The organism is Nocardia sp. PE-7, assembly GCF_030486425.1.
In the GTDB taxonomy this organism is placed as follows: Bacteria; Actinomycetota; Actinomycetes; order Mycobacteriales; family Mycobacteriaceae; genus Nocardia; species Nocardia salmonicida_A.
Map to the genome: position 1 here is coordinate 1,863,973 of NZ_CP129614.1, position 22,444 is coordinate 1,886,416.

22 protein-coding genes are annotated in these 22,444 nt (G+C 67.0%); 13 read left to right on the top strand and 9 right to left on the bottom strand.

Features of this window, described 5'->3' with window-relative positions:
• The first annotated feature begins 35 nt into the window (after positions 1-35).
• From QX204_RS08775 to QX204_RS08785, 3 genes are all read left to right on the top strand, one after another.
• Positions 36-758: a GntR family transcriptional regulator gene (locus tag QX204_RS08775; protein WP_301906084.1), complete on the top strand. Its 723-nt coding sequence runs from the start codon at positions 36-38 to the stop codon at positions 756-758.
• Between the two features lie 83 nt (positions 759-841).
• Positions 842-2,329 (top strand): NCS1 family nucleobase:cation symporter-1, encoded by a 1,488-nt coding sequence (locus tag QX204_RS08780; protein WP_301906085.1) that lies wholly within the window; start codon positions 842-844, stop codon positions 2,327-2,329.
• Positions 2,329-3,057: an aspartate/glutamate racemase family protein gene (locus QX204_RS08785; protein ID WP_301906086.1), complete on the top strand. Its 729-nt coding sequence runs from the start codon at positions 2,329-2,331 to the stop codon at positions 3,055-3,057. The genes QX204_RS08780 and QX204_RS08785 overlap by 1 nt, the downstream gene beginning before the upstream one ends.
• A gap of 8 nt (positions 3,058-3,065) precedes the next feature.
• Here QX204_RS08785 and QX204_RS08790 read toward each other — a convergent pair whose 3' ends face one another.
• From QX204_RS08790 to QX204_RS08800, 3 genes are all read right to left on the bottom strand, one after another.
• Entirely contained in the window at positions 3,066-3,437 is a 372-nt protein-coding gene (locus tag QX204_RS08790) for a hypothetical protein (protein ID WP_301906087.1), read from the bottom strand.
• A 170-nt stretch (positions 3,438-3,607) separates the two neighbouring features.
• Positions 3,608-4,168 carry an isopentenyl-diphosphate Delta-isomerase gene (gene idi / locus QX204_RS08795; RefSeq protein ID WP_301906088.1) on the bottom strand — a complete coding sequence of 187 codons (561 nt, stop codon included), beginning with the start codon at positions 4,166-4,168 and terminating at the stop codon, positions 3,608-3,610.
• Positions 4,165-4,317 (bottom strand): hypothetical protein, encoded by a 153-nt coding sequence (locus tag QX204_RS08800; protein ID WP_301906089.1) that lies wholly within the window; start codon positions 4,315-4,317, stop codon positions 4,165-4,167. The genes idi and QX204_RS08800 overlap by 4 nt, the downstream gene beginning before the upstream one ends.
• Before the next feature lie 576 nt (positions 4,318-4,893).
• On the opposite strand from QX204_RS08800, the gene QX204_RS08805 reads away from it, so the two are divergent.
• Both QX204_RS08805 and QX204_RS08810 read left to right on the top strand, forming a co-directional pair.
• The gene (locus QX204_RS08805; protein ID WP_301906090.1) at positions 4,894-7,845 is read left to right on the top strand and encodes an AMP-binding protein; all 2,952 of its coding nucleotides are present in this window, start codon (positions 4,894-4,896) and stop codon (positions 7,843-7,845) included.
• A 99-nt stretch (positions 7,846-7,944) separates the two neighbouring features.
• Entirely contained in the window at positions 7,945-8,544 is a 600-nt protein-coding gene (locus QX204_RS08810; RefSeq protein WP_301906091.1) for a class I SAM-dependent methyltransferase, read from the top strand.
• 1 nt (position 8,545) lies between these two features.
• On the opposite strand, the gene rffA is transcribed toward QX204_RS08810, so the two are convergent.
• Both rffA and QX204_RS08820 read right to left on the bottom strand, forming a co-directional pair.
• Positions 8,546-9,685, bottom strand: a complete 1,140-nt coding sequence (gene rffA / locus QX204_RS08815; protein ID WP_301906092.1) for a dTDP-4-amino-4,6-dideoxygalactose transaminase — start codon at positions 9,683-9,685, stop codon at positions 8,546-8,548.
• Entirely contained in the window at positions 9,675-10,763 is a 1,089-nt protein-coding gene (locus QX204_RS08820; RefSeq protein WP_301906093.1) for a glycosyltransferase, read from the bottom strand. Before QX204_RS08820 ends, rffA begins: the two co-directional genes overlap by 11 nt.
• Positions 10,764-11,022: 259 nt before the next feature.
• Here QX204_RS08820 and QX204_RS08825 point away from each other — a divergent pair, with 259 nt between their 5' ends.
• From QX204_RS08825 to QX204_RS08835, 3 genes are read left to right on the top strand one after another with little or no spacing between them, the layout of a single operon-like run.
• Positions 11,023-13,203: a hypothetical protein gene (locus QX204_RS08825; RefSeq protein WP_301907952.1), complete on the top strand. Its 2,181-nt coding sequence runs from the start codon at positions 11,023-11,025 to the stop codon at positions 13,201-13,203.
• On the top strand, positions 13,200-13,667 hold the full coding sequence (locus tag QX204_RS08830; RefSeq protein WP_301906094.1) for a GtrA family protein: 468 nt from the start codon (positions 13,200-13,202) through the stop codon (positions 13,665-13,667). The genes QX204_RS08825 and QX204_RS08830 overlap by 4 nt, the downstream gene beginning before the upstream one ends.
• Positions 13,668-13,677: 10 nt before the next feature.
• Positions 13,678-13,902 carry a Trm112 family protein gene (locus QX204_RS08835; protein ID WP_301906095.1) on the top strand — a complete coding sequence of 75 codons (225 nt, stop codon included), beginning with the start codon at positions 13,678-13,680 and terminating at the stop codon, positions 13,900-13,902.
• Between the two features lie 6 nt (positions 13,903-13,908).
• Here QX204_RS08835 and QX204_RS08840 read toward each other — a convergent pair whose 3' ends face one another.
• The 4 genes from QX204_RS08840 to QX204_RS08855 form a co-directional block, all read right to left on the bottom strand.
• Positions 13,909-14,544, bottom strand: a complete 636-nt coding sequence (locus tag QX204_RS08840) for a TetR/AcrR family transcriptional regulator (protein ID WP_301906096.1) — start codon at positions 14,542-14,544, stop codon at positions 13,909-13,911.
• Positions 14,545-14,574: 30 nt separating this feature from the next.
• A complete protein-coding gene (locus tag QX204_RS08845; RefSeq protein ID WP_301906098.1) occupies positions 14,575-15,336 on the bottom strand; it encodes an ABC transporter permease in 762 nt (253 codons plus the stop codon).
• Complete coding sequence (locus QX204_RS08850; protein WP_301906100.1) at positions 15,333-16,067, bottom strand: ABC transporter ATP-binding protein; 735 nt, start codon at positions 16,065-16,067, stop codon at positions 15,333-15,335. Before QX204_RS08850 ends, QX204_RS08845 begins: the two co-directional genes overlap by 4 nt.
• A 72-nt stretch (positions 16,068-16,139) precedes the next feature.
• On the bottom strand, positions 16,140-17,651 hold the full coding sequence (locus tag QX204_RS08855; protein WP_301906101.1) for a multicopper oxidase family protein: 1,512 nt from the start codon (positions 17,649-17,651) through the stop codon (positions 16,140-16,142).
• A 165-nt stretch (positions 17,652-17,816) separates the two neighbouring features.
• On the opposite strand from QX204_RS08855, the gene QX204_RS08860 reads away from it, so the two are divergent.
• The 5 genes from QX204_RS08860 (at position 17,817) to QX204_RS08880 (ending at position 22,424) form a co-directional block, all read left to right on the top strand.
• The gene (locus QX204_RS08860; RefSeq protein WP_301906102.1) at positions 17,817-18,992 is read left to right on the top strand and encodes an NAD(P)/FAD-dependent oxidoreductase; all 1,176 of its coding nucleotides are present in this window, start codon (positions 17,817-17,819) and stop codon (positions 18,990-18,992) included.
• A 14-nt stretch (positions 18,993-19,006) separates the two neighbouring features.
• A complete protein-coding gene (locus QX204_RS08865; protein WP_301906103.1) occupies positions 19,007-19,885 on the top strand; it encodes an RNA polymerase sigma-70 factor in 879 nt (292 codons plus the stop codon).
• A 338-nt stretch (positions 19,886-20,223) separates the two neighbouring features.
• Positions 20,224-20,838, top strand: a complete 615-nt coding sequence (locus QX204_RS08870; protein WP_301906104.1) for a DNA-3-methyladenine glycosylase — start codon at positions 20,224-20,226, stop codon at positions 20,836-20,838.
• Between the two features lie 108 nt (positions 20,839-20,946).
• Complete coding sequence (locus QX204_RS08875; protein WP_301906105.1) at positions 20,947-21,372, top strand: DoxX family protein; 426 nt, start codon at positions 20,947-20,949, stop codon at positions 21,370-21,372.
• A gap of 203 nt (positions 21,373-21,575) precedes the next feature.
• Complete coding sequence (locus QX204_RS08880; protein WP_301906106.1) at positions 21,576-22,424, top strand: alpha/beta hydrolase; 849 nt, start codon at positions 21,576-21,578, stop codon at positions 22,422-22,424.
• The last annotated feature ends 20 nt before the right edge of the window (positions 22,425-22,444 follow it).

The window sequence follows — 22,444 nt, forward strand, 5'->3', positions numbered from 1 at the left end:
GCCCGCGCGCAATACTCCGGCCATAGCATGTCCGCATGTCCTCGAGACGACGATCGGCGCTGCTCGCAAGGCTTGTGGTCGATGAGCCAGGCCGACCGCAGGTGATCCTCGGCGAATTGCGCCGGGTGATCCTCGACGGCGCCATACCGCCGTGCACCGTGATCCCGCTGCGTGAAGTCGCCGAGCTGTTCGGGGTGAGTCATATCCCGGTCCGTGAGGCGCTCAAGACGCTGATCGGAGAGGGGCTGGTCACCCACCGCCCGCAGCGCGGTTATCAGGTGGCCCAACTCACCGCCCGTGAACTGCGCGAAATGTACATCGTGCGTGACACGTTGGAGACGGCGTCGCTCGCCGCGGCCGCGATGCACGCCGACGAGCCCGAACGCGCGCACCTGCTCGCGGTGAACGACCTACTCGAACGCGCCATCCTCGACGACGATCCCGAGGCTTACCAGCGGCAGTCCCGCAGCTTCCATGTGGCGCTGACGCGGCCGTCGCGGATGTTCCGGCTGCTGCAGATGCTCGAAGCCGCGTGGAATGTCACCGAGCCGGTGCAGTCGATGGTCCATATCGACCGGCTCGATCGCGAGCGGCTGCACAGCGACCACATCGCCATGCTCGACGCGTTCCTCGCGCGCGATATCGACCGTCTGCTCGCGGCCGCCGACGAGCACCACCGCAGGTTGGAGACGGTGGTCGCGACCCTGCCGACCGATACCGGGCTGCTCGCGCCGGAAGATATATCTTCAGTGCAATAGCCGCGAAATTCCCGGGAAACCGCAGGGCAACTGCTGAAACCTACCGTCAGCTCAGCAGATGTACCCTTCGGACGGGAACGATCATGACCGACACCATTACGTCCTCGGCGGCTCTCGCCGACGAACCTCCCACTTATGATCCGCGGCTGACCAACGATGATCTGGCGCCGCTGCGCAAGCAGAGTTGGGGCACGTACAACATCTTCGCGTTCTGGATGTCGGACGTGCACAGCGTAGGTGGATATGTCACGGCGGGAAGCCTTTTCGCGCTCGGTCTGGCCAGTTGGCAGGTACTCGCCGCGCTGCTCCTCGGCATCACCATCGTGTATTTCTTCTGCAATCTGGTGGCGAAACCGAGTCAGATCACCGGTGTGCCCTATCCGGTGATCTGCCGCAGCGCGTTCGGCGTGCTCGGCGCGAACATTCCCGCGATCATCCGCGGGTTGATCGCGGTGGCCTGGTACGGCATTCAGACGTTCCTCGCGTCGGCGGCCTTGGATGTCGTTCTGGTGAAACTGTTTCCAGGATTGGCGCCCTATGCCGTCACCGCCGACTACGGGTTCCTCGGCCTGTCGGCCCTGGGCTGGGGCAGCTTTCTGCTGCTGTGGGTGGTGCAGGCGTGCGTGTTCTGGCGCGGCATGGAATCGATCCGCAAGTTCATCGACTTCTGCGGTCCCGCTGTGTATGTCGTCATGTTCCTGCTCTGCGGCTACCTCATCGCGAAGGCGGGCTGGAGTGCCATCGACCTGAATCTCGGCGATGTGAAATACACCGGCTGGGCCTCGGTGCCGGTGATGCTCGGCGCGATCGCGCTCGTCGTCTCGTATTTCTCGGGTCCGATGCTCAACTTCGGCGACTTCTCCCGATACGGCAAGAGTTTCGCCGCGGTGAAGAAAGGCAACTTCCTCGGGCTTCCGGTGAATTTCCTGCTCTTCTCGGTGCTGGTCGTGGTCACCGCCTCCCTGACCTTGCCGGTGTACGGCGAACTCATCACCGATCCGGTCGCCACCGTCGCCGAGATCGATTCCACCTTCGCGATCGTGCTCGGCGCGCTCACCTTCACCATCGCCACCATCGGGATCAATATCGTCGCCAACTTCATCTCACCGGCTTTCGACTTCTCGAACGTGAGTCCGCAGCGGATCAGCTGGCGAGCGGGCGGCATGATCGCGGCGGTCGGTTCGGTGCTGATCACACCCTGGAATCTGTACAACAATCCCGACGTCATCCACTACACCCTCGAGGTGCTCGGCGCCTTCATCGGCCCGCTGTTCGGGGTCCTGATCTGCGATTACTACCTGGTGCGCAAGCAGAAGGTGATCGTCGACGATCTGTTCACGATGTCGGAGGCCGGGAGCTACTACTACACGAAGGGCTACCACCCGGCCGCGATCATCGCGACCGCCGTCGCCGCCGTTGTCGCGGTGTTCCCGGTGCTGGCCAACAGCCTGCCCGGCATGCACACCGCCGCCCAGTACAGCTGGTTCATCGGCTGCGGCATCGGCTTCGTCGTCTACTACCTGCTGACCGGCGCCAGGCGCGCGGCCGCTGCCGAGGAGGTCGGTGTCTGATGCGCATCAGGGTCGTCAACCCGAACACCACGCGGGCGATGACCGACACGATCGAGCAGTGCGCGCTGGCCGTCGCGGGCCGGGGCACACTGCTCGACGCGGTCACCTCCGAGATCGGGCCCACCTCGATCGAGAGCCACTACGACGAGGCGATGAGCGTGCCCGGCCTGCTCGCCGCGATCCGGCAGGGTGAGACCGACGGCGTGGACGGCTATGTCATCGCCTGCTTCGGTGATCCGGGATTGGACGCGGCACGGGAACTGGCCGCGGGACCGGTGATCGGGATCGCCGAGGCGGCCATGCGCACCGCGAGTCACCTGGGTCGCGGATTCAGTGTCGTCACGACGCTCGACCGCACCATCGGGCGGGCGGCGGATCTTGCCGAACACTATGGGATGCAGCGGTTCTGCCGGGGGATACACGCGTGTGAGATACCGGTACTCGCACTCGATACCGACCCGGACGCGCGCAAGATAGTCACCGAGGCGTGCCGGGTGGCCGTCGCACAGGACGGGTCCGACGCTGTGGTGCTCGGGTGCGCGGGCATGGCCGATCTGTGCGCGCACATTCGTGCCGAGATCGGGGTGCCGGTGATCGACGGTGTCGCGGCGGCGACGTTGACCGTGCAGTCGCTGCTGACGATGGGACTGCGCAAGTCGGGTAGGGGAGAGTTCGCGACACCGCCCGCGAAGACCTATGTGGGCCTGCTGGAATCCTTCGGTTCGTGAAGGCCGTTTCAGACGCCGGCGGTCTCGGTGGCCAGTGCGTTCAGCACCGCGTCGAGATCGTCGACGTCGACCACCAGGCGGGTGAAATCGGGCCCGTCCAGGTCGATGCGCACCGCGCTGCCGCCGAAAGTGGTGTCCCAGAACTCTTTGCGGCCCTTGCCGCGGTAGACGCCCGCGGCGATCACGCCGGGAATGAAGGTGCCGGGGGCGCGGACCCACGGCGGCCGAAGGTCCACTTCGGCGCTGACGATCTCGGTGATCGCGGCGCGGTCGATCACGACCTGCTGGCGTAGGGCGAGCAGGCGATGCCCACCGAGCACATTGACCGTCACCGTGTCGTCGTTGATCTCGACCTCGACCATCGTTACCTCACTCGCCATCGTGCGGACCGTTCGCTGTTCAGCTTTGTCGGGCGGCCTGTTCGCGGACTGTGGTGAGCCTGTGAGTTAGCCAAGGAATTGAAAACATGGACTGATGTAGATATGCGCATCTATCTGGTCTGCCGCGATGACGAGCGGAAACGAAAAAGAGATCGCACGGACGGGCCCGGTCAGGGGCGGTGGGCCTGTCCGGCGATCTCGAGCACCTGTGCCAGCCACGGCGTGAACTTGCCGGGGTTCGCCGCCAGATCGGCACGCACAGCCTGCGGAGCGAGCCACGCCCAGTGCGCGATCTCGGTCGGGTCCGGCCGCGGGGCCGGATCGCCGACGGCACCGATCAGGACGTGGTCGTATTCGTATTCGACCCGGCCGGTCGTCTCGTCGCCGGCCCGGTAGGTGAACGTGCCGACTTCGGTGAGCTCGGCCGCCATCCCGAACTCCTCGCGCAACCGGATCGCGGCCGCCTCCGTCACCGCCTGACCTGGCGTCGGATGCCCGCAGCAGGTGTTGGCCCACTGCAGTGGGAACCTGGTCTTCACCGCTGCGCGCTGCTGGAGCAGGACGTGCCCGTGCCGGTCGAACAGCAGCACGGAGAAGGCGCGGTGCAGCGTGCCCGGTGGCCGATGAGCGTCGGCCACCGAGCACGCCCCGATCGCCACACCTGCGTCGTCGACCAACTCCACGGGCAGTGCTTCACGGTCGGTCGACGGGTCGGCGAGCTGTTCGGTCACCTGGCCACCCTATCGGCGACGATCATGAGGCACGCGAAGCTGCCCCCGCGCGGTTGCTGGGTGATCGCTCGGCGTACGTCGACGGCGCGTTCGACTGCCGGGCGGCGCGAGCCGGTGGCCCGCATCTGTGGTTCGGATCCGAGAGTCATGGCATGTGTCCTCACCTGGGTGGAATTCGGCACGGCGAATCGGCCTGTACGGCTCGAGAAGCGCGCGACAGGCTGGGGGTGGGTAACAGTGCGAAGCGAACGGTCCCGCCCGGCAACCGGGCTGGTGAAACGGTGTTACACGAAATCTGATGTGCGTCAGTACGTTCCGGACGTCGACGATGGTAGGTGCTCGAAGTGACCGTCCGTCGGGTATTCGGTAAAACGTGGTGCTGACCGGGAGATCCCTTGTACGGGAGGAGATTGCGGACACAGTGCTGTCCGGGGTCGGTCCACGGGCGACACGACGAGCCGGCCGAAGTCGTCGGCATCGAATGCTGTGCGGGATCGGCGGTGTCCGTTGGGCCGCTGCTCGGCCTCGTCGCGACGTGACAGCGAACCGTAGGAGAGTTGTGACCTCGGCGTGATCGACCGTGGAGCGGGGCATGTGATTCGAATCGCCGGAACATGCGGCCTGTCACAGCCGACACATAATGGAGGTCCGATGTGGTTAGCTCATATGAGCACATCGGGGTGTGTGAGGTGTGTCACTTTAAGCAGTAGGGCCAGGTGGGAACGGTGGATATCAGTCCAAAAGGTGTGGTCGGTTCGGTGCAGCGGTTGCTGGCTACCGCGCAGAACGGGCTGGAGGTGATCCGCTTCGGCGGATTGTCACACGATGTCGAGTCCTCGCCCTTCGAGGTCGTCGAGCGTCGCCGCATGTATCGGCTACGGCACTACTTCCCCGATGATTCGACGCCGGGCCGTCCGGTGGCGCTGCTGGTGCCGCCGTTGATGGTGAACGCCGACATCTGGGACGTGAACGCCGAGGGCGGTGCGGTCGGCATTTTGCACGCCAGCGGAATCGACTGCTGGGTCATCGATTTCGGCTCTCCCGCGACCGAGGAGGGCGGCTGGGAACGCGACCTGGCCGACCATGTACTCGCGGTGAACTCCGCCATCGACTCCGTCTGTGAGGCCACCGGCGCGCAGGTGCACCTGATGGGGTACTCCCAGGGCGGCATGTTCGCCTACCAGACCGCCGCCTACCGCTTCGGCAAGGGCGTGGCCTCCATCGTCACCTTCGGTAGCCCCGTCGACATCGTCAACGGGATGCCGTTCGGCCTGCCCTACGGTCTGGTTTCCGAAGTCGCCGATTTCCTCGCCGACCACGTGATGCACCGGCTGCCGATCACCGAATCGATGGTGCGCATCGGCTTCCAGATGCTCGACCCGATGAAGACCGCCAAGTCGCGCATCGACTTCCTGCTGCAACTGCACGATCGGGAAGCGTTGCTGCCCAAGGAACGACAGCGCCGATTCCTCAACAGCGACGGCTGGGTGGGCTATGCGGGCCCGGCGGTGGCCGATCTGCTCAAGCAGTTCGTCGCCCACAACCGGATGATGCTCGGCGGCTTCGTGATTCGCGACCATCCGGTGTCGCTCGCCGAGCTGAAGTGCCCGATCCTCGCGTTCGTCGGCGAGGTCGACGACATCGGTCAGCCCGCCGCCGTGCGTGGCATCGTCCGGGCCGCGCCCAATGCCGAGGTGTACGAAGCCAGTTTGGTGGCAGGCCACTTCGGGCTCGTCGCCGGTTCGACGGCCACCAATCACACGTGGCCGATGGTGCGCGACTGGATCACGTGGATGGACGGCAACGGCGCGTTGCCCGAACAGATCGTGCCCATGCAGGAACACGTCTCCAGCAACGCGCCGCGCACCGCCGCCACCCGGATGGTGCACACCGCCGCCGGGTTGGCCGAGGCGGGCGCGGGCGTCGGCAAGGCGCTGGAAGGCATCGCGGGCAACACGATTCGAGGATCGATCGAGATGGCGGGCGAGGCCGCGCGTGCGTTGCCTCGGCTGACGCGGCTCGGGATGATCCAGCCGCACACCCGTATCTCGCTCGGCAAACTGCTCAGCGAGCACGCCTCCCGCGCGCCGCAGAAGGACCTGGTGCTCTTCGACGACCGGGTGCACACCAACGCCGCGGTCGAGGAGCGCGTCGACAATGTGGTGCGCGGCCTGATCTCCGTCGGCATCCGGCCCGCGATGCGGGTCGGCGTGATGATGGAGACGCGACCGAGCGCGCTGGCCTCGGTGGCCGCGCTGTCGCGGATCGGCGCTGTCGCGGTGCTGCTCGCGCCCGGCGCCGAACTCGACCGCGCCATCGAACTGACCGGCGTGCAGACGCTGATCACCGACCCGGAGAACCTGCGCTCGGCCGCCGCGACCGCCGCCAGGGTGCTCGTGCTCGGCGGCGGCGACAGTCGTTCGCTCGCGGTGGCCACCAGCGACCGGGTGGTCGACCTGGAGCAGATCGACCCGGCGAAGGTCAGGGTGCCCGCGTGGTACCGGCCGAACCCGGGGCTGGCGCGCGAACTCGCGTTCGTCCTCGTGCTCGGCTCGGGCGAGCGCCTCGAGGCGAAGTACATCACCAACCATCGCTGGGCGCTGTCGGCGTTCGGCACCGCGAGCGCGGCCGATCTGGACCGTCGCGACACCGTGTACTGCCTTGCGCCACTGCATCATTCGTCGGGGCTGTTGGTGAGCCTCGGTGGGGCGATCGCCGGTGGCAGCAGGATCGCGCTGGCCAGGCCGGTGGACATGGACCCGAACCGCTTCGCCGAAGAGGTGCATCGCTACGGCGTCACGGTCGTCACCTACACCTGGACCATGCTGCGCGATCTGCTCGATGCCAAGGTCTTCCCCGCGGGCCACAACCACCCGATCCGCTTGTTCATCGGCTCCGGTATGCCCGCTGGACTCTGGCGGCGCACCGTCGAACAGTTCGTCCCGGCCAGGGTGCTCGAGTTCTACGCCTCGATCGACGGTGATGTGGTGCTGGCGAATGTCACCGGCGCCAAGATCGGCTCCAAGGGCAGGCCCGTGCCCGGCACCGCACGCGTGGAACTGGTCGCCTACGACCCGATCAGCGAGCAGATCCTCGTCGGCGACGACGGATTCGCGCGCCGCTGCGCCGATAACGAACCCGGCCTGCTGCTCGGCAAGGCCGTCGACGGTGGCGACATCTCCGACGGCGGGCTGCGCGGCGTATTCCGGGCCGGTGACGCCTGGTGGCCGACGGAGAATCTGTTCCGGCGCGACAGCGACGGTGACTACTGGCTGGTCGACCGCCGCGACACGGTGATCCGCACCGCGCGCGGCCCGGTGTTCACCCAGCCGATCGTGGACATGCTCAACGACATCACCCCGGTCGACATGGAGGTCGCGTTCGGACTGAAGACCTCGGTCGGGGTCATCGCCGCGGCCGCGCTGAGCGTGCGTCACGGGTTCCGGATCGAACCGAGCGATATCACCGAGGCGATGCGCGGGCTGGAGGATTCCCAGCGTCCCGACCTGGTCTACGTCGTCGACGAGATCCCGCGTAGCGCCAGCTTCCGCCCCTCGGCGTCGGCGGTACAGGCCGCGGGTCTGCCCGAGGCGGGCCCGGGCACCTGGATCTACAACCGGGAAACCGAGGCCTACGAGGTGCTCACCGCGTCGGACGCGGCGCGGTTGCTGAGCTGAGCGAGTCCCCGCCGGCCATCACTCGATCGGCGGGGACACCGAATCTTCCGTAACATCGCGTGGGCTAGTCGTTTCACCGATGTTCCAGAGGATCTTTTCGTGAGCACCAGCCTGATCTATCGCAGCGGAACCGTCTACGAAGTCCTGATGCGGGGGTTGTACGGACGTCACTACGACGGGCGTTTTCAACCGATTTCCGCCCTGATACCAGTGGGGGCCAGCGTCGTCGATGTCTGTTGCGGCCCGGCGACCCTGTTCACCAAACATTTGCAGGAAAAATCCGTCGACTATCGCGGGCTCGATCTCAACGAGGGTTTCGTCGCCGAACTGGCCAGAGCCGGCGGACGCGGCGAGGTCTGGAATGTGCACGCCGACGACCCGCTGCCGCCCGCCGACTACCTGATCATGCAGGCCAGCCTCTACCACTTCCTGCCCGACCCGGGGCCGGTCATCGATCGCATGCTCGCGGCGGCCCGAACCCAGGTGATCATCGCCGAGCCGGTGCGCAACCTCGCGACCAGCGACAATCGAGTGCTGGCCACGATCGGTAGGCGGTTCACCAACGCGGGCGACGGCGCCCAGGAAGCCCGCTTCACCGAGCCGAGTCTGGACGCCTTCTTCCGTCGGTACGGGTCACGGGTGTCCTACCGCGCGTTGATCGCGGGCGGTCGGGAGAAGCTCTACGTTCTCGACGTCTGAGTCAGACGGTGAACGCGGTGACCGCGTCGACGACCCGAGCGACCTGCGCGTCGCTCAGATCGGGCCACAGCGGGAGCCGGACGACCGTGCCGGAGAACTCGGCACTGCGCACGCACGGATTCGGGGTCCGGCCGAGTTTGAACCCGGCCGGGCTCGAATCGAGCGGTACGTAGTGGAACGGCGCGGAGATCCCGAGAGCGCCGAGGTGGCTGATCAGATCGTCGCGTCGGGCCTCGGTCGGGGTGCGCAGGTAGTACAGGTGCGCGGTGTGCTCACGGTCGTCGGGGACCGTCATCAGGCGAATATCGTTGCGCGCGGCCCAGTCCGGCAGCGCGCTCGCGTAGCCGTTCCACACCCGGTGACGGCCGGCCTGGATGACGTCGAATTCCGCGAGCTGCGCGTCGAGGACCGCCGCGTTGAGTTCGCTCGGCAGGTAGCTGGAACCGATGTCCTGCCAGGAGTATTTGTCGACCGCGCCGCGTAGGAAACGGGCCCGGTCGGTGCCCTTCTCCCGGATGATCTCGGCGCGTGCCATCAAGATCTCGTCGGTGAGCAGCAGCGCGCCACCTTCACCGCAATGCACGTTCTTGGTGTCGTGGAAGCTCAGTGTGCCGAGTGTGCCGATGGTGCCGAGGGACTGCCCACGCCAGCGACCGCCGAGGCCGTGCGCGTTGTCCTCGATGATCGCGAAGCCGTGTGTGTCGGCGAGCGCGAGCAGCTCGGCCATGTCCGCGGCGACGCCGCCGTAGTGGATGACGACCACTGCCTTGGTGCGCGGCGTGAGCGCGGCGGCGACCGAAGCGGGATCGAGGTTGCCGGTCGAGAGATCGATATCGGCGAAAACGCAGGTCACTCCGCGCAAGGCCATCGACGTGGCGGTCGAGGTGAACGCGAAGCTCGGCACGATCACTTCGTCGTCGGGGCCCAATTCGAGCAGCAGGCCCGCCATTTCGAGCGCGGAGGTGCACGAGGTGGTCAGCAGCGCGTGGGGAGCCTCGGTGATGGCCTTGATCTTCGCAGTGGCCGACGCGGTGAACGCGCCGTCGCCGTGACTGTGATCAGAGTTCAGCACCGCCTCGAGGTTGGCCAATTCCTGGCGCGCCCGAAACGGTCGACTGAAGATGATGCGGTCACTGCTCAACCCGGTCGGTCTCTCTCTTTGCGGTGGTCGCTTCCCGCTGACCGGGACGCGGAGTCGGTGAATCGACGGTGAGGTACAACGGTTTACCCACGAGGACATGCAGCGCGACGCCGAGGTATTCGGCGATCAACCCGAGCGAGAACAAGGTCGCACCCGAGCACAGCAGCAGCACGACGATGATCGACGCCCACCCTTCGGGCGCACCGTCCCCGGTGAGATGCTGGCCGACGATCACCGCGGCGAACACGAGCCCACCGAGCGCGAGGGTCACGCCGAGCATGCTGACCAGCCGCAGGCCACGGGTGCCGCTGCACAACACCATCTTCCAGAACAGCGAGAACAGTCGACGGTAGTTGTACCCGGACTCGTCTCGGCCCTCGGCCCGCAGCTCGACCGGCACCTGCGCGACCGTGCCGACCACCCAGGTGAGCGCGACGTCGAGGTACACGCCGTTGGACGCGACCCCGGCGAGCTGGCGACCGATATCGCCGCGGATGAGTCGGTAGCTCTCGAATCGGCTGGAGTCGGGGAAGGCGAACAGTGTCGCCAAGACGATCTTCGCCCCGCGCGAGGTGATGTTGCGCAGGAAACCGTGCGGGCGGGTGTTCACCGGCTTCGAGTACACGAGGTCGGCCCGCTCGGTGAGCGCCGCGTCGAGGAACCGGCCGATGAAGGCGGGATCGTGCTGACCGTCTTCATCCATGGTGATGATCCAGTCACCGCTCGCCGCCGACATGCCCGCGATGGTCGCCGCGTCCTGGCCGAAGTTGCGGCTCAACCACACGGTACGAACCTCGTCGAAGATGTGTTCCAGTTCCTGGAGCACCACATCGGAGTGGTCGGGGCCGTGATCGTGGACGAGGACGACCTCGTCGACAACGAATGTGACGCCACCGGGTGTTTCGGTCGGTTGGTTCAGCTTGTGCAGTTCACCGACCAGGGCGCTGATGGTGTCCTCGCCGCGGTAGATCGGCACGACGACCGAAACCCGGTGCGGCCGAGGGCCGCCGGACGCGTCGGCATGACCGTTCGGCGTCGGAGGAGCGGAGCGGTAGGTCGGCGGGGTGGGAATCGGCATCAGCTGGATCGACTTTCGAAGACGGTGCGTGCCGGTACTCCCTGGCGTGACAGCAGAGTCCGAGCCGGTGAACTTTAACACGGTACAGCGTGGCGTTCTCGGTGCTGCGCCGAGGGAAACTCGCCCGACCCACTGCACCATGAAGGGCCGGTCGATGTAGGGTCTGGGACTCGTGACCGACAGTGCTGTACTCGATGCGCGTAGAGACCCCGATTCGCGACGCGATGTCGTGCGATGGGGGCTCGTCACGACGATCGGGGTGATCCTCGGGTACGTCGCCGTGCTGTTGGCCAACGCACGCCATTTCTTCACCGACGACACCGAGTCGCAGTACACCTCGCTGTGGGTGACGCTGGGTCGCGAGCTGCGCGCGGGCCGGTTCCCGACGATGGTTCCCGAACAGTGGATGTCGGGCAACAACACGATGGACGACGCGGGGCTGTTCAATCCGCCGCAGCTGCTGATCGACCTGATCGCGCCGTCGGTGGACAACATCGCGCTCTACGCGACCGTGGTGAAATTGATCTTCTCGATCATCGCGGGCCTCGGTGTGTACCGGATCTGCCTGGCCTATGGCGGTCGACCGGCATGGTCGGCGGTGGCGGGCGTCGCGTTCCCGCTCTCCGGCTTCTTCCTGTTCTTCGATACGGCGAGCTGGATGACCGCGCTCACCGGCACCGCGTGGATGGTGCACGCGTGGGCGTCGTCGGTGCGCTACGCGCGGGGGACCGGCGGTCCGATCCCGGTTTTCGTCTTCTTGTATCTGACGATTTCGGTGCAATACATCTTCCCGGCCGTCGAAGCGGCGTTGATGCTGTTCGCTGTCGCCGTCGGCGAGATCATCTACCAGCGCGCATGGCGGCCGGTGCTGCGGTTGGCGCTGGTGTCGCTGTGTGCCGGACTCGCCGGTCTGCTGACGTACCTGCCGAGCATGCTCTCGGCGAAGGTGACCTGGCGTGGTACCGCGCAGATCATCAACGACCAGTTCCTCACCGTGCCGTGGTCGGAGTCGCTGAACGCGAGCCTGCCGAGCACGCTGCCCGCGTTCACGTCGTGGTGGGGCTACATCCAGCCGATGCCGGTCACCTATATCGCGTGGTTCCTGGTGCCGGCGCTCGCCTTCATCGACTGGCGCAGGGCGAAGGACTGCTGGCGTGAACTCAGCGCCGTCGGGATCTTCGCGATCATGATGCTGATGTGGACGGCCGGGCCCGGCACAGTCGGGCCGCTGCGTTGGCCGGTGCGGGTGCTGCCGATGCTCGCGATCGGTCTGCTCGTGCTGGTCTGTGTGCTGCTCGGTCGCTACGGCACGACCAAGGACCTGAAGAATCGTGGTATCGCCGCCGGTGTGCTGATCCTGTTGCTGTGGGTTCGGTCGTTCTCGGCCGCGCCCGACGACTGGTACTGGCACCTGCTGTCGGCAGCCGCGATCGGTGCGCTCGGCGCCGGCCTGATCTGGCTGGACAAGACCCGTGGCGTCGCCGTCGCGTGCCTGCTCGCCATCACCGCGATGTTCCCGATCGTCTACTTGCAGGTGCGGGACGCGCAGCCGACGCCGATGTCGTGGAACCTGCCCGCCTCGCGGTCCGAGGCCGCGGCGAAGTTCCCGGATTTCACCGGCAACACCATCCAGCTCGGTGACCGTGGGCTGCTCCAGCCGAAAGACAAGAGCGTCGACGGAGCGTACGGGTCGCTCGTCTTCGGCAACTCGGCCAAAGGCCTCGGCCTGAACTACGTGAACGGCTACACCCCGACCGGGCACTTCTATTTCGGCGAACTGCTCTGCATGCGCTGGGACAGCAGCGTCTGCCCCGACGCCTATCGGCGGATGTTCGCGCCGGAGGCCACCACCGGGCGGCCGTTGGTGGATCTGATGAACCTGGACCGGGTCGTCGTGCAGAAGGCGTTGTTCCCCGACGTGGTCAACCAGGAACCGCCCGCCGGGTGGAAGTGGGTCGACTACCCGGGCCACGAGGCCTACATCGGTGTGCTCGAGCGGGTCGACGGGCCGATCTCGAGCGAGAACGGTCGGATCACCGATGCCGCCGGCGTCACCGCGACCTCGCTGTCGGAGAGCTACACGAACAGCCGGATGCAGGTCAGTTCGCCGACCGGCGGCCGGATCGTGCTCGGGCGCCTGGCGTGGCCCGGCTACCGGGCCACCCTGAACGGCGCCCCGATTCCGATGACGCAGATCGCGAAGTCGATCGTCGCGGTGGACATTCCGGCGGGCACCGACAAGGCTGAACTCGACGTCACCTGGCGTCCGCCGGGGTGGAAGATCGGCATCGCGGCGGCCCTCGCCGGGTTGGCCGGACTCGGTGTCGCGCAGTGGGTTCACGTGCGTGGACGTCGTCGCGGTGTCGAGACCGATACCCCCGAACCGAGTGCCGATCCCGCCGAACCCGTTGAACCCGAAATGGTGGACGTGCGCTCGTGACAGCCGACTCGCCAGAGGTAGCCGACGCGCCGACCGGCCTGCTGTTGCGTGTCGTGCGTCGCCAGGAACTCGCGTTCGCGCTGATCGGCGGCTTCAACACCGTCCTCGGCATCGTGCTCACCGTGGCGTGGATGGCCGTCCTCGGAGATTCCGTGCCGCCCGCGGTCGCGGTGGCGCTGGCCTACAGCATCGGCCTCGTCAGCGCGTTCGTGCTGCACCGGACGCTGGTGTTCCGGGTGCGCGGTCACGTGCTGCGCGACTTCCTCGGGTTCGTCGTCGTGAACTCGGGCGGACTCGTGCTGAATATGGCGCTGCTCTCGCTCGCGGTCTCGGTGTTCGGGTTGCCGCGAATGCCGTCGGCGGTCGTCGTGCTCGGCCTGGTCGCGGTCGGCAGCTACTTCGGACACCGCCACATCTCGTTCCGCCGTGGCACGGATTCTCCGGCGTCGGCGACGGCGGGGTAGGTTGTCGGTTATGGCGCACGAATCCACCATCGACGCAACCCTGCTCGGCCTGCTGGCCTGCCCCCAGGACAAGGGCCCGCTGCAGCTGGTGCGTACCGAAGCCGATGTGAGTGTGCTCTACAACCCCCGGCTGCGCCGGGCCTACCCGATCGACAACGGCATCCCGGTGCTGCTGGTCGACGAGGCCCGCGACGTCACCGCCGCCGAACACGAATTCTTCGTCGCCGAATCCTGACCGGCCTCACCACCTGCCGGTGTCGAGATCGCCCGTCAGATAGCGCTGGACAACCGGGCCCACAGCATCGACCACGAGATCGATCGGCATCGAGGCCAGCGGTTCCAGTGCGATGATCTTGCGGGCGGTCAATACCCCCACCATCTGGGCAGCGGCCAGCGAGACCCTGGCGCGTCCGTCGTCAGCGGGGGTAGCGATCCGCACGCGAACCCGTTCCAGCACCACTTGGAGCAGGAAAGACCGCGCGAGATTCTGATCGCCGCCCGCGAAAATGCTGCGCACCATGGCCACGATGCCGGGTCCGGCGGGGGAATCCCACACCGTGACGACCGCGCGCACGATGGTCTGCCCGAGCTCGTCGAGCGGTGCGGCGTCGACGGCGAGCAGCGTCGTGTCCGGGTCGACCGGGAAGTCCACCGCGGCGGCGAACAGTTGTTGCTTGTTGCCGAAATAGTGATGCACCAGCGCCGGGTCGACATCGGCGTCGGCCGCGATCGCGCGGATCGATGTCTTGTCGAACCCGGTGCCCGCGAACCGCACCCGCGCCGCGTCGAGAATCGCCAGCCGGGTGTCGGCATTACCCGGCCTGCGCCCCGTGCGACCGGATTTCGCTGTGCCGGAACCGGATTCGCCGTCACTCATGAGTGATCCTCTCGTCGTTGCCTGGCATCGCTAGGGGGTGCGTCGACGCAGAGTAGCCGCGGCGAGGCCGAGCGCCACCACCGCGAACCCGGCGACGACAGCGATATCGCGCCACATCGCGCCCGTCGGCTCGGCGTGCACCGACACCTGCTGCAGCGCGTCCACCGCGTAGCTCAACGGCATCACATTGCTGATCGCCTCGAGCCATTCGGGTAGCCGATCGCGCGGAACCAACAGCCCGCACAGGAAGATCTGCGGCGCGACGATCACCGGCATGAACTGCACGGCCTGGAACTCGGTGCGCGCGAAGGCGCTCGCCAGCAGTCCGAGCCCGACCCCGCAGATCGCGTCGACCATCGCGATCAGCATGACCCACCCGGGGCTGCCCGCGGCATCGAGCCCGAGCAGCCAGAACGCGACCACGCAGGCGACCGCGGCCTGTGCGCCCGCGGCCAAGGAGAACGCGCTGCCGTACCCGGCGAGCAGATCGAGCTTGCTCAGCGGAGTGGTGAGCAGCCGTTCGAGGGTGCCCGATGTGCGTTCGCGCTGCATCGCGATCGCGGTGATCAGGAACATCACGATGAACGGCAGGATCCCCAGCATGGTGATGCCCACCCGGTCGAACATCGTGAGCGGGGAGTGCGGCGCGCGGGGTGCGTCCTGATAGATGAAGTACAGCAGGGTCATGAGCAGGGCGGGAACGACCAGGATCATCGCCACGGTGCGGTGATCGTTGCGTAGTTGTCGCAGAATCCGGCCGGTGGTCGCGGTGTAGGGGCGCAGGGTGGTCATCGGTGCTCTCCCATCGTGATCAAGGTCAGGAAAGCGGCCTCGAGGTTCTGTTCGTCGGTACGCTCGCGCAGTTCGTCGGGGCTGAGCTGGGCGAGCAGTTCGCCCTCGCGCATCAGCAGCAGCTTGTCGCAGTGTTCGGCCTCGTCCATCACGTGACTCGACACCAGCAAAGTCGTTCCCGCCGCGGCCAATTCGCGGAACTGCTTCCACAGCTCCACGCGCAACACCGGATCCAGGCCCACCGTCGGTTCGTCGAGTACGAGCAGCTCGGGCTTGCCGACGAGCGCGCACGCCAGCGACGCCCTGGTCTTCTGCCCGCCCGAGAGCTGATCGCCGAGCTGATCGGCGTGATCGGCCAGACCGACTGCGCCGAGCGCGGATTCGGTGTCGTCGCGGCCGCGCCCGTAGAGCGCGGCGTAGTAGGCCACGTTGTCGCGGACGCTGATGTCGGCGTAGATGCTCGGCGCCTGGGTGACATAGCCGACCCGACGGCGTAACCCGGCGCTGCCGGCCGGCTCCCCGAGCACGGTGACAGTGCCCGACTCCACCAGCTGCGTTCCCACGATGCTGCGCAGCAGGGTGGTCTTCCCGCAGCCGGAAGGACCGAGCAAGCCGGTGATCGAGCCGCGCGGAATGTCCAGGGTCAGACCCCGCAGGACGGGGCGTTTTCCGCGCTGAACGGTCAGGCCCGCGACCTGGACGGCGATCGGTGGCGGTGCGGTGTGCGACATGGTCGCCTCAATTCATCGAGTGTTGAATTCACTACGCGATGAATTTAGCGCGATGGTGTCGGTGTGGCAAGGTCAGTGGGCGTGTCCCGTGGGTGTTTCGGCCTGCTGACCAGGTTCGACGACGGTGAACTGGCCCATCATTCCGACATCTTCGTGCCACAGGAGGTGGCAGTGATACATGTACGGCGTCGTCGGATCGGCCGGTCCGTCGAAGCGCAGAACCAGAGTCGCGGCCGTGTCGGGCGGCAGGAAAATCGTGTCTTTGGCGCCGGTCAGCTCGGGCGGGGGCGGTGCGCCGTCGTAGTCGAGCACCCGGAACTGCACATCGTGGACGTGAAAGTTGTGTGCCATGCCGTCGATGTTGTGCACCACCCAGGTCTCGGTGGTGCCCCGGGTGACGGTGGTGTCGATGCGGCTCATGTCCATGCGCTCACCGTTGATGCCGCCGAGGGTCAGGTCGAAGCGACGCTGCACGACCGAGTCCGCGCTGTCGGGAATCGACGGCGGCACAAGGGCATCCGGTAGTGCGGGGGAGGGTCGCAAGGTGGCGGCGGCGCGCAGTTCGAGGACATCGAAGGTGTCGTCGCCACCGGAGAAACGGTTCGACCAGAAGCCGAGGCCCGCGTCGAGCTTCTCGCTGCGCAACACGGTGCGTTCGCCGGGCAGCATCCGCACCACGATCTCCGCGCGTTCACCAGGGGAGAGGCGGATCCGATCCAGCGTGGCGGGCCGTTCGAGCAGACCGCCGTCGGAACCGATCATGGTGAACGGGCGGGCGTCGTCGAAGGCGAAGGTGTAGATCCGCGCGGTCGAGGCATTGAGCAGGCGCAGCCGCACCGATTCGTCGCCGACCTCCTGATAGGGAGCCAGGGTGCCGTTCACCATGGTGCGATCGCCGAGAAACCCGGTATCGCGGAAGATCGCGTGCGCGCCGTCGAGACGGCGCCCGCGCAGGCGCATGTCCTGCACGATCACCGGGATGTCGTCGACGCCGTAGGTGCTCGGCAGCGGCAGGTGCGCGCTAGGGAGGTCGTCGATCAGGAACATCCCCGCCAGGCCGCGCCGCACGTGGTCCTCGGTCGCACCGTGGGGGTGTGGGTGATACCAGAGAGTCGAAGCAGGTTGGTCGACAGTCCATTCCGGCGTCCATGACCCACCGGGATCGACCATCTGGTGTGGCCCGCCGTCCATGGCGGCGGGTAGGTGCATGCCGTGCCAGTGCACCGTCGATGCCTCGGGCAACTGGTTGCGCACCTGGACCCGCACGCGCTCGCCGCGGGCCGCGCGCAGTGTCGGGCCGAGATAGCTGCCGTTGAAACCCCAGGTCTCGGTGGCGCGCCCGGGCTCGAAGGTCGTTGTCCCGGACTGCATATCGAGAGAGAACGTCCGGGCGCCGTCGGCGTCGAGGGACGACTCGGCCAGCGGTGGAATGGCCAGTGGCCGAGTGAATTCCGTTGTCCCCACGGTGGAGACATCGGCGGAGGCCCATGTCCAGCTCACCGCGCCTGCGATCGCGGTGATCAGGGCGAGGGCGACAACGGCGACACCGAGCAGAATGCGTCGCGGGCGAGCACGAGAAGACATGCACCGACGGTAGGAATTCAGACCCTCCCCGCACATCGGGAAGCGCCCCCATCTTCACCCTGGAAGCACCCCGAGGCAGGGGGGTGATGCAGGTCACATTCAAGGCTGTCACGTTCGGCACGGCTCACTTGTCCTATGCACATCCCATCGACAAGGAGCACCGCAATGACCACCACGCACCGCATCGTCGTTCTCGGCGCCGGCTACACCGGCATGCTGGCCGCGATCCGCCTGGCGCGGCGCACCAGGAAGCTGGATGTGGCGATCACCTTGGTCAACCCGTCGGCCCGCTTCACCGAGCGGCTGCGGATGCACCAGATCGCCGCAGGTCAGGAACTCGCGCACCACGACATCCCGGAAATCATCGACGGTACCGGCATCGAATTCGTCCAGGGCTGGGTCACCGCGATCGACCCCGCCGCAAAGCGCGTCCAGGTCGACAGCATCGGCGAACTCGCCTACGACAAACTGGTCTACGCCCTCGGCAGCACCGCCGAGACGACCCTGGTGCCCGGCGTCGCCGAGCACGCCATGACCCTCGACGACCCGCGTCGCGCCCATGAATTCGCAGGCAAGCTGGCCACTCTCGCTACCGAGGGCGGTTCCGTCGCCGTCTGCGGTGGCGGTCTCACCGGTATCGAAGCCGCCTCCGAGATCGCCGAGAGCCACCCCGGCCTGCGCGTCACGCTGATCAGCTCGGGCGAGCCGGGCGCGATGATGGGCGACAAGGCCCGCGCGCATCTGAACAAGACGCTGGATCGGCTCGGTGTCGTCCGTGAGATCGGCGCGCGGGCCGCCGAAGTGCGGCCCGACGCGGTCGAGCTCGCGGACGGCACGGTGATCGACGCCGACCTCACCCTCTGGACCACCGGCGTGCGGGTCTCGCCGCTGGCCACCGAGGCGGGCATCGAGACCGACGCGCGTGGACTGATCGTCGTCGACCCCACACTGAAGTCGGTGTCGCACCCCGAGGTTCACGCGATCGGTGACGCCGCCGCCGTCCGTCAGGCGTGGGGTCGGGTACACGGCACCTGCCAGAGCGGACTGCCCACCGCCGCCTACACCGCCGACGTGATCGCCGCCGAACTGCGCGGCAAGAAGATCCGTCCGTTCCGTTTCGGCTACTTCCACCAGCCGGTCAGTCTGGGCCGCCGCGACGCGGTCATCCAGTTCACCAAGGCCGACGACAGTCCGCGCCGCTTCTACCTGACCGGCTGGGCCGCGCGCACCTACAAGGAGATGGTCAGCAGCAGTCCCGTGCCGACCTTCAAGGCCAGCAAGAGGATGACCATGACCGTGCAATTGTCCAAGGGCGGTAGCGCAACCCGCGCCGCCGCGTGAAGTAGGTTGACGCCGTGGCTGACCAGGATCCGTTCCTCGAACACCGTCGCCTGTTGTTCGCGACCGCCTATCGCATGCTCGGCACCGTCACCGATGCCGAGGACGTCCTGCAGGACACCTGGCTCGAGTGGAACGACACCGACCGCGCCGCGGTCACCCACCCCAGGGCCTACCTGGTCCGCACGGTCACCAATCTCTCGCTCAACCGGCTCACCTCCGCCCGCGCGACCCGCGAAAGCTACGTCGGCCCTTGGCTTCCCGAGCCGGTGCTGACCTCGCCCGATATCGCCGAGGACACCGAATTGGCCGATACCGTCTCCACCGCCATGCTCGTCGTGCTGGAAACCCTCACCCCCGTCGAACGCGCGGTGTTCCTGCTGCGCGAGGTGTTCGGCTACTCGCACGCCGAGATCGCCGAAGCCCTTGACCGTTCCGAAGCGAGTGTGCGCCAGATCGCGCATCGCGCGAAGCGTCACGTCCAGTCGCGCCGCCCACGATTCGATACCGACAAATCCGCTCGCGCCCGGGTCACCGACCGATTCATGGCCGCCTGCGCCGGTGGTGACCTCAATGCCCTGATGGACCTACTCGCCCCCGATGTCACGTGTTGGTCCGACGGCGGCGGCGTGGTCACCGCCGCGCGTCGCCCGCTGCACGGTCCCGACCATGTCGCCCGCTGGATCCTCGGTGTCCTCGCCAAACCGTCCTCCACCGGCTTCGAACTCACCGCGGCCGAGATCAACGGCGAGCTCGGCGCCCTGGCGTCCTTCGCCGGAAACCCCGGCGCAGCCTTCACTTTCGATCTCGTCGACGGACACATCCAGAACCTGCGGTTCCAGGTCAACCCCGGCAAACTCGCTGGTCTGTACCGCGGCACCGACCTCCTCGGCTGACAGGCTGACACCGGGCGGATTCGCTCCTCGCGCTGGGTTCGCGGGAACGGGCGGCTGGCCCTGGCGATCCGGCGGATCTGCCCGCTCAACGCGGATAGGCCACCATGGTCGTCGTCGGCGGATTCACCCACCTGCCGCCGCAGTACCTACTCTGGGCAGCGGCTTTCGCCCTATAGGTCCTGAGCCCCGGGGTGTATCGGCTCGTTCGGGGGCAACTCGCCGCGCTCGCCTACACAGTGGTGATCGTCGACGACCGGCGCATTCTGCGGGAGGGCAGGCACAGCGCCTACGCCTGACCCGGCAGCCTCGGGCGCGACGGTTCGGGCGAGAATGACGGTGTGTCCGCCCAGGAACTGGCCGTCGATCCGCCCGCCGCCGCGCACCGTTTGCTCGGCGCGATCCTGCGAGCGGGTCCGGTAGCGCTGCGGATCGTGGAGGTCGAGGCCTACGGCAGCGATCCCGGCGGTCCGTGGCCGGATCCGGCCGCCCACTCCTGGCCAGGACCGACAGCCCGCAACGCGGTGATGTTCGGTCCGGCCGGGCGGCTCTACGTCTATCGCTCGTACGGAATTCACCTGTGTGTGAACGTGACCGGTGGCTACGACGGTGCGGCCGGTGCGGTGCTCGTTCGAGCGGCGGAAGTGGTCGACGGCATCGATCTCGCGCGCGAGCGCAGGCCCGCTGCCCGCAAAGACGCCGATCTGGCCAGGGGACCGGGCAATGTCGGTAGCGCGCTCGGCGTCAGCATGTCCGACTACGGAACCGAACTGTTCGATCCCTTCTCCGCCCTGCACCTCGAACTGAAACTGCCTGTGCCACAAGAAGATATCTCTTCGGGTCCGCGCGTCGGGGTCAGCGTCGCGGCCGAGGTGCCATGGCGGTTCTGGCTTCCGGCCTCGCCCGCCGTCTCGGTCTATCGGCGCAGCCCACGCGCGCCCGAACCGAGGGCTTAGCACCCGTGGTGAAAATCCTTCGCCGACAGCGATGAGTTCGTGGGCGATGGTCCGTCTTATCTGGTGAACGCGCTACCGACCGAGCGCGACCGACCCGAAGGACACGAAATGACCACCGCAACCCCCTCCGCGAACTTCTCCGACGCCGCCTCCTACCGCCCCGGCAAGATCCGCAACCGCGTCCTGTGGACCCTGCAGGTAGTGCTCGGCCTGTTCTTCATCATCGCTTCGGGCGGTCCGAAGCTCGTCATTCCGAACACCTTGATGGAGAACGCCCCCGAGAACCTGACAATCCCCCTCGGGCTGCTGATCTTCATCGGAGTCGTCGAGGTAGCGGGCGGTATCGGCCTGATGGTGCCGCGACTCAGCGGTCTGGCCGCCGCGGGTCTGTCCGTACTCACCGTGCTCGCCGCCGCGACGCAGGCCTTCATCGCCGACAAGCCCGCGATGGGAATCTTCCCGCTGGTGCTGGCCGCGATCTTCGCCTGGATCGCCTACGAACGTCGCGCCACCATCACCGCGCTGGTGCGCTGATCCGCGACTCGACACGCTGACGATCGCCGGAGCCCACGGGGTTCCGGCGATTATCGGCGTGCCGAGGAGTTTCGGCCGACGAGGAGTTCGGTCGCGGAGCCAAGATCGCCCCACCGATCTCGTCGGCGAATCCAATTGGGCGAACCGGGCCGGAATGCGACGATCGAAGACCACGTCGAAAGACCGTACGAGCAGGAGCGCCCGTGTTCACTTTCCCCAGCAGCGACGGCACCGCCATCCATGTGCGGAGCTGGGTCCCCACGGATGCCGAGCCGCGCGGTGTCGTGCAGATCGCGCACGGCATGGGCGAGCACTCCGACCGTTACGGCCATCTCGCCGAACGACTCGCCGGCCTCGGATTCGCCGTCTACGCCGACGATCATCGCGGCCACGGTCTCAGCATGGGCCCGGTCCCCGGTGAGCTCGGCCCCGACGGCTGGAACCTGCTCGTCGCCGACGAGGTCGCGCTCACCGAGATCCTGCGCGAACGTCACCCCGGTCTGCCCGTCACCCTGATCGGCCACAGCCTCGGCTCGTTCGCCGTGCAGCAGTACCTGCTCGACCACTCCGACCTCGTCGACGAGGTCGTCCTGAGCGGCACGACCGCCGTCGACGGGCTGTTCGGCGAGATCGCGGCCGCAGGCGGTGACCTCATCGGCTTCTTCAACGCCGAATTCCAGCCCACCCGCACCGAGGCCGACTGGATCAGCCGCGACGAAGCCCAGGTCGACGCCTACAACGCCGACCCCTGGTGTGGTTTCGCTATCGACGACACCAACATGGGTCTGCTCGCGGCCAACGCCCAGACTCGGCTCTCGAACCCGAGCACCGTGCGCTCCGACCTGCCGATCTATGTGATGGTGGGCGACAAGGACCCGCTCAACAACAAGCTGCGGCTGTCCGATCTGCTCGTGCAGCGGTACCGCGACGCGGGCCTGGACGACCTCACCTACCAGGTCTACCCGGATGCCCGCCACGAAGTCCTCAACGAAACCAACCGCGACGAGGTCGAAGCGGATCTGCTCGCCTGGATCACCCGCGCACGCGACTGACGAACCGCATGCGGAAAGAT

Bases quoted from the DNA above. Each gene is read 5' to 3' on its own strand.
- QX204_RS08775 (WP_301906084.1), top strand. From the start codon at position 36: ATGTCCTCGAGACGACGATCGGCGCTGCTCGCAAGGCTTGTGGTCGAT.
- QX204_RS08820 (WP_301906093.1), bottom strand. From the start codon at position 10,763: ATGCCGATTCCCACCCCGCCGACCTACCGCTCCGCTCCTCCGACGCCG.
- QX204_RS08790 (WP_301906087.1), bottom strand. From the start codon at position 3,437: ATGGCGAGTGAGGTAACGATGGTCGAGGTCGAGATCAACGACGACACG.
- QX204_RS08875 (WP_301906105.1), top strand. From the start codon at position 20,947: ATGACCACCGCAACCCCCTCCGCGAACTTCTCCGACGCCGCCTCCTAC.
- QX204_RS08860 (WP_301906102.1), top strand. From the start codon at position 17,817: ATGACCACCACGCACCGCATCGTCGTTCTCGGCGCCGGCTACACCGGC.
- QX204_RS08780 (WP_301906085.1), top strand. From the start codon at position 842: ATGACCGACACCATTACGTCCTCGGCGGCTCTCGCCGACGAACCTCCC.
- QX204_RS08855 (WP_301906101.1), bottom strand. From the start codon at position 17,651: ATGTCTTCTCGTGCTCGCCCGCGACGCATTCTGCTCGGTGTCGCCGTT.
- QX204_RS08840 (WP_301906096.1), bottom strand. From the start codon at position 14,544: ATGAGTGACGGCGAATCCGGTTCCGGCACAGCGAAATCCGGTCGCACG.
- QX204_RS08800 (WP_301906089.1), bottom strand. From the start codon at position 4,317: ATGACTCTCGGATCCGAACCACAGATGCGGGCCACCGGCTCGCGCCGC.
- QX204_RS08850 (WP_301906100.1), bottom strand. From the start codon at position 16,067: ATGTCGCACACCGCACCGCCACCGATCGCCGTCCAGGTCGCGGGCCTG.
- QX204_RS08785 (WP_301906086.1), top strand. From the start codon at position 2,329: ATGCGCATCAGGGTCGTCAACCCGAACACCACGCGGGCGATGACCGAC.
- QX204_RS08835 (WP_301906095.1), top strand. From the start codon at position 13,678: ATGGCGCACGAATCCACCATCGACGCAACCCTGCTCGGCCTGCTGGCC.
- QX204_RS08845 (WP_301906098.1), bottom strand. From the start codon at position 15,336: ATGACCACCCTGCGCCCCTACACCGCGACCACCGGCCGGATTCTGCGA.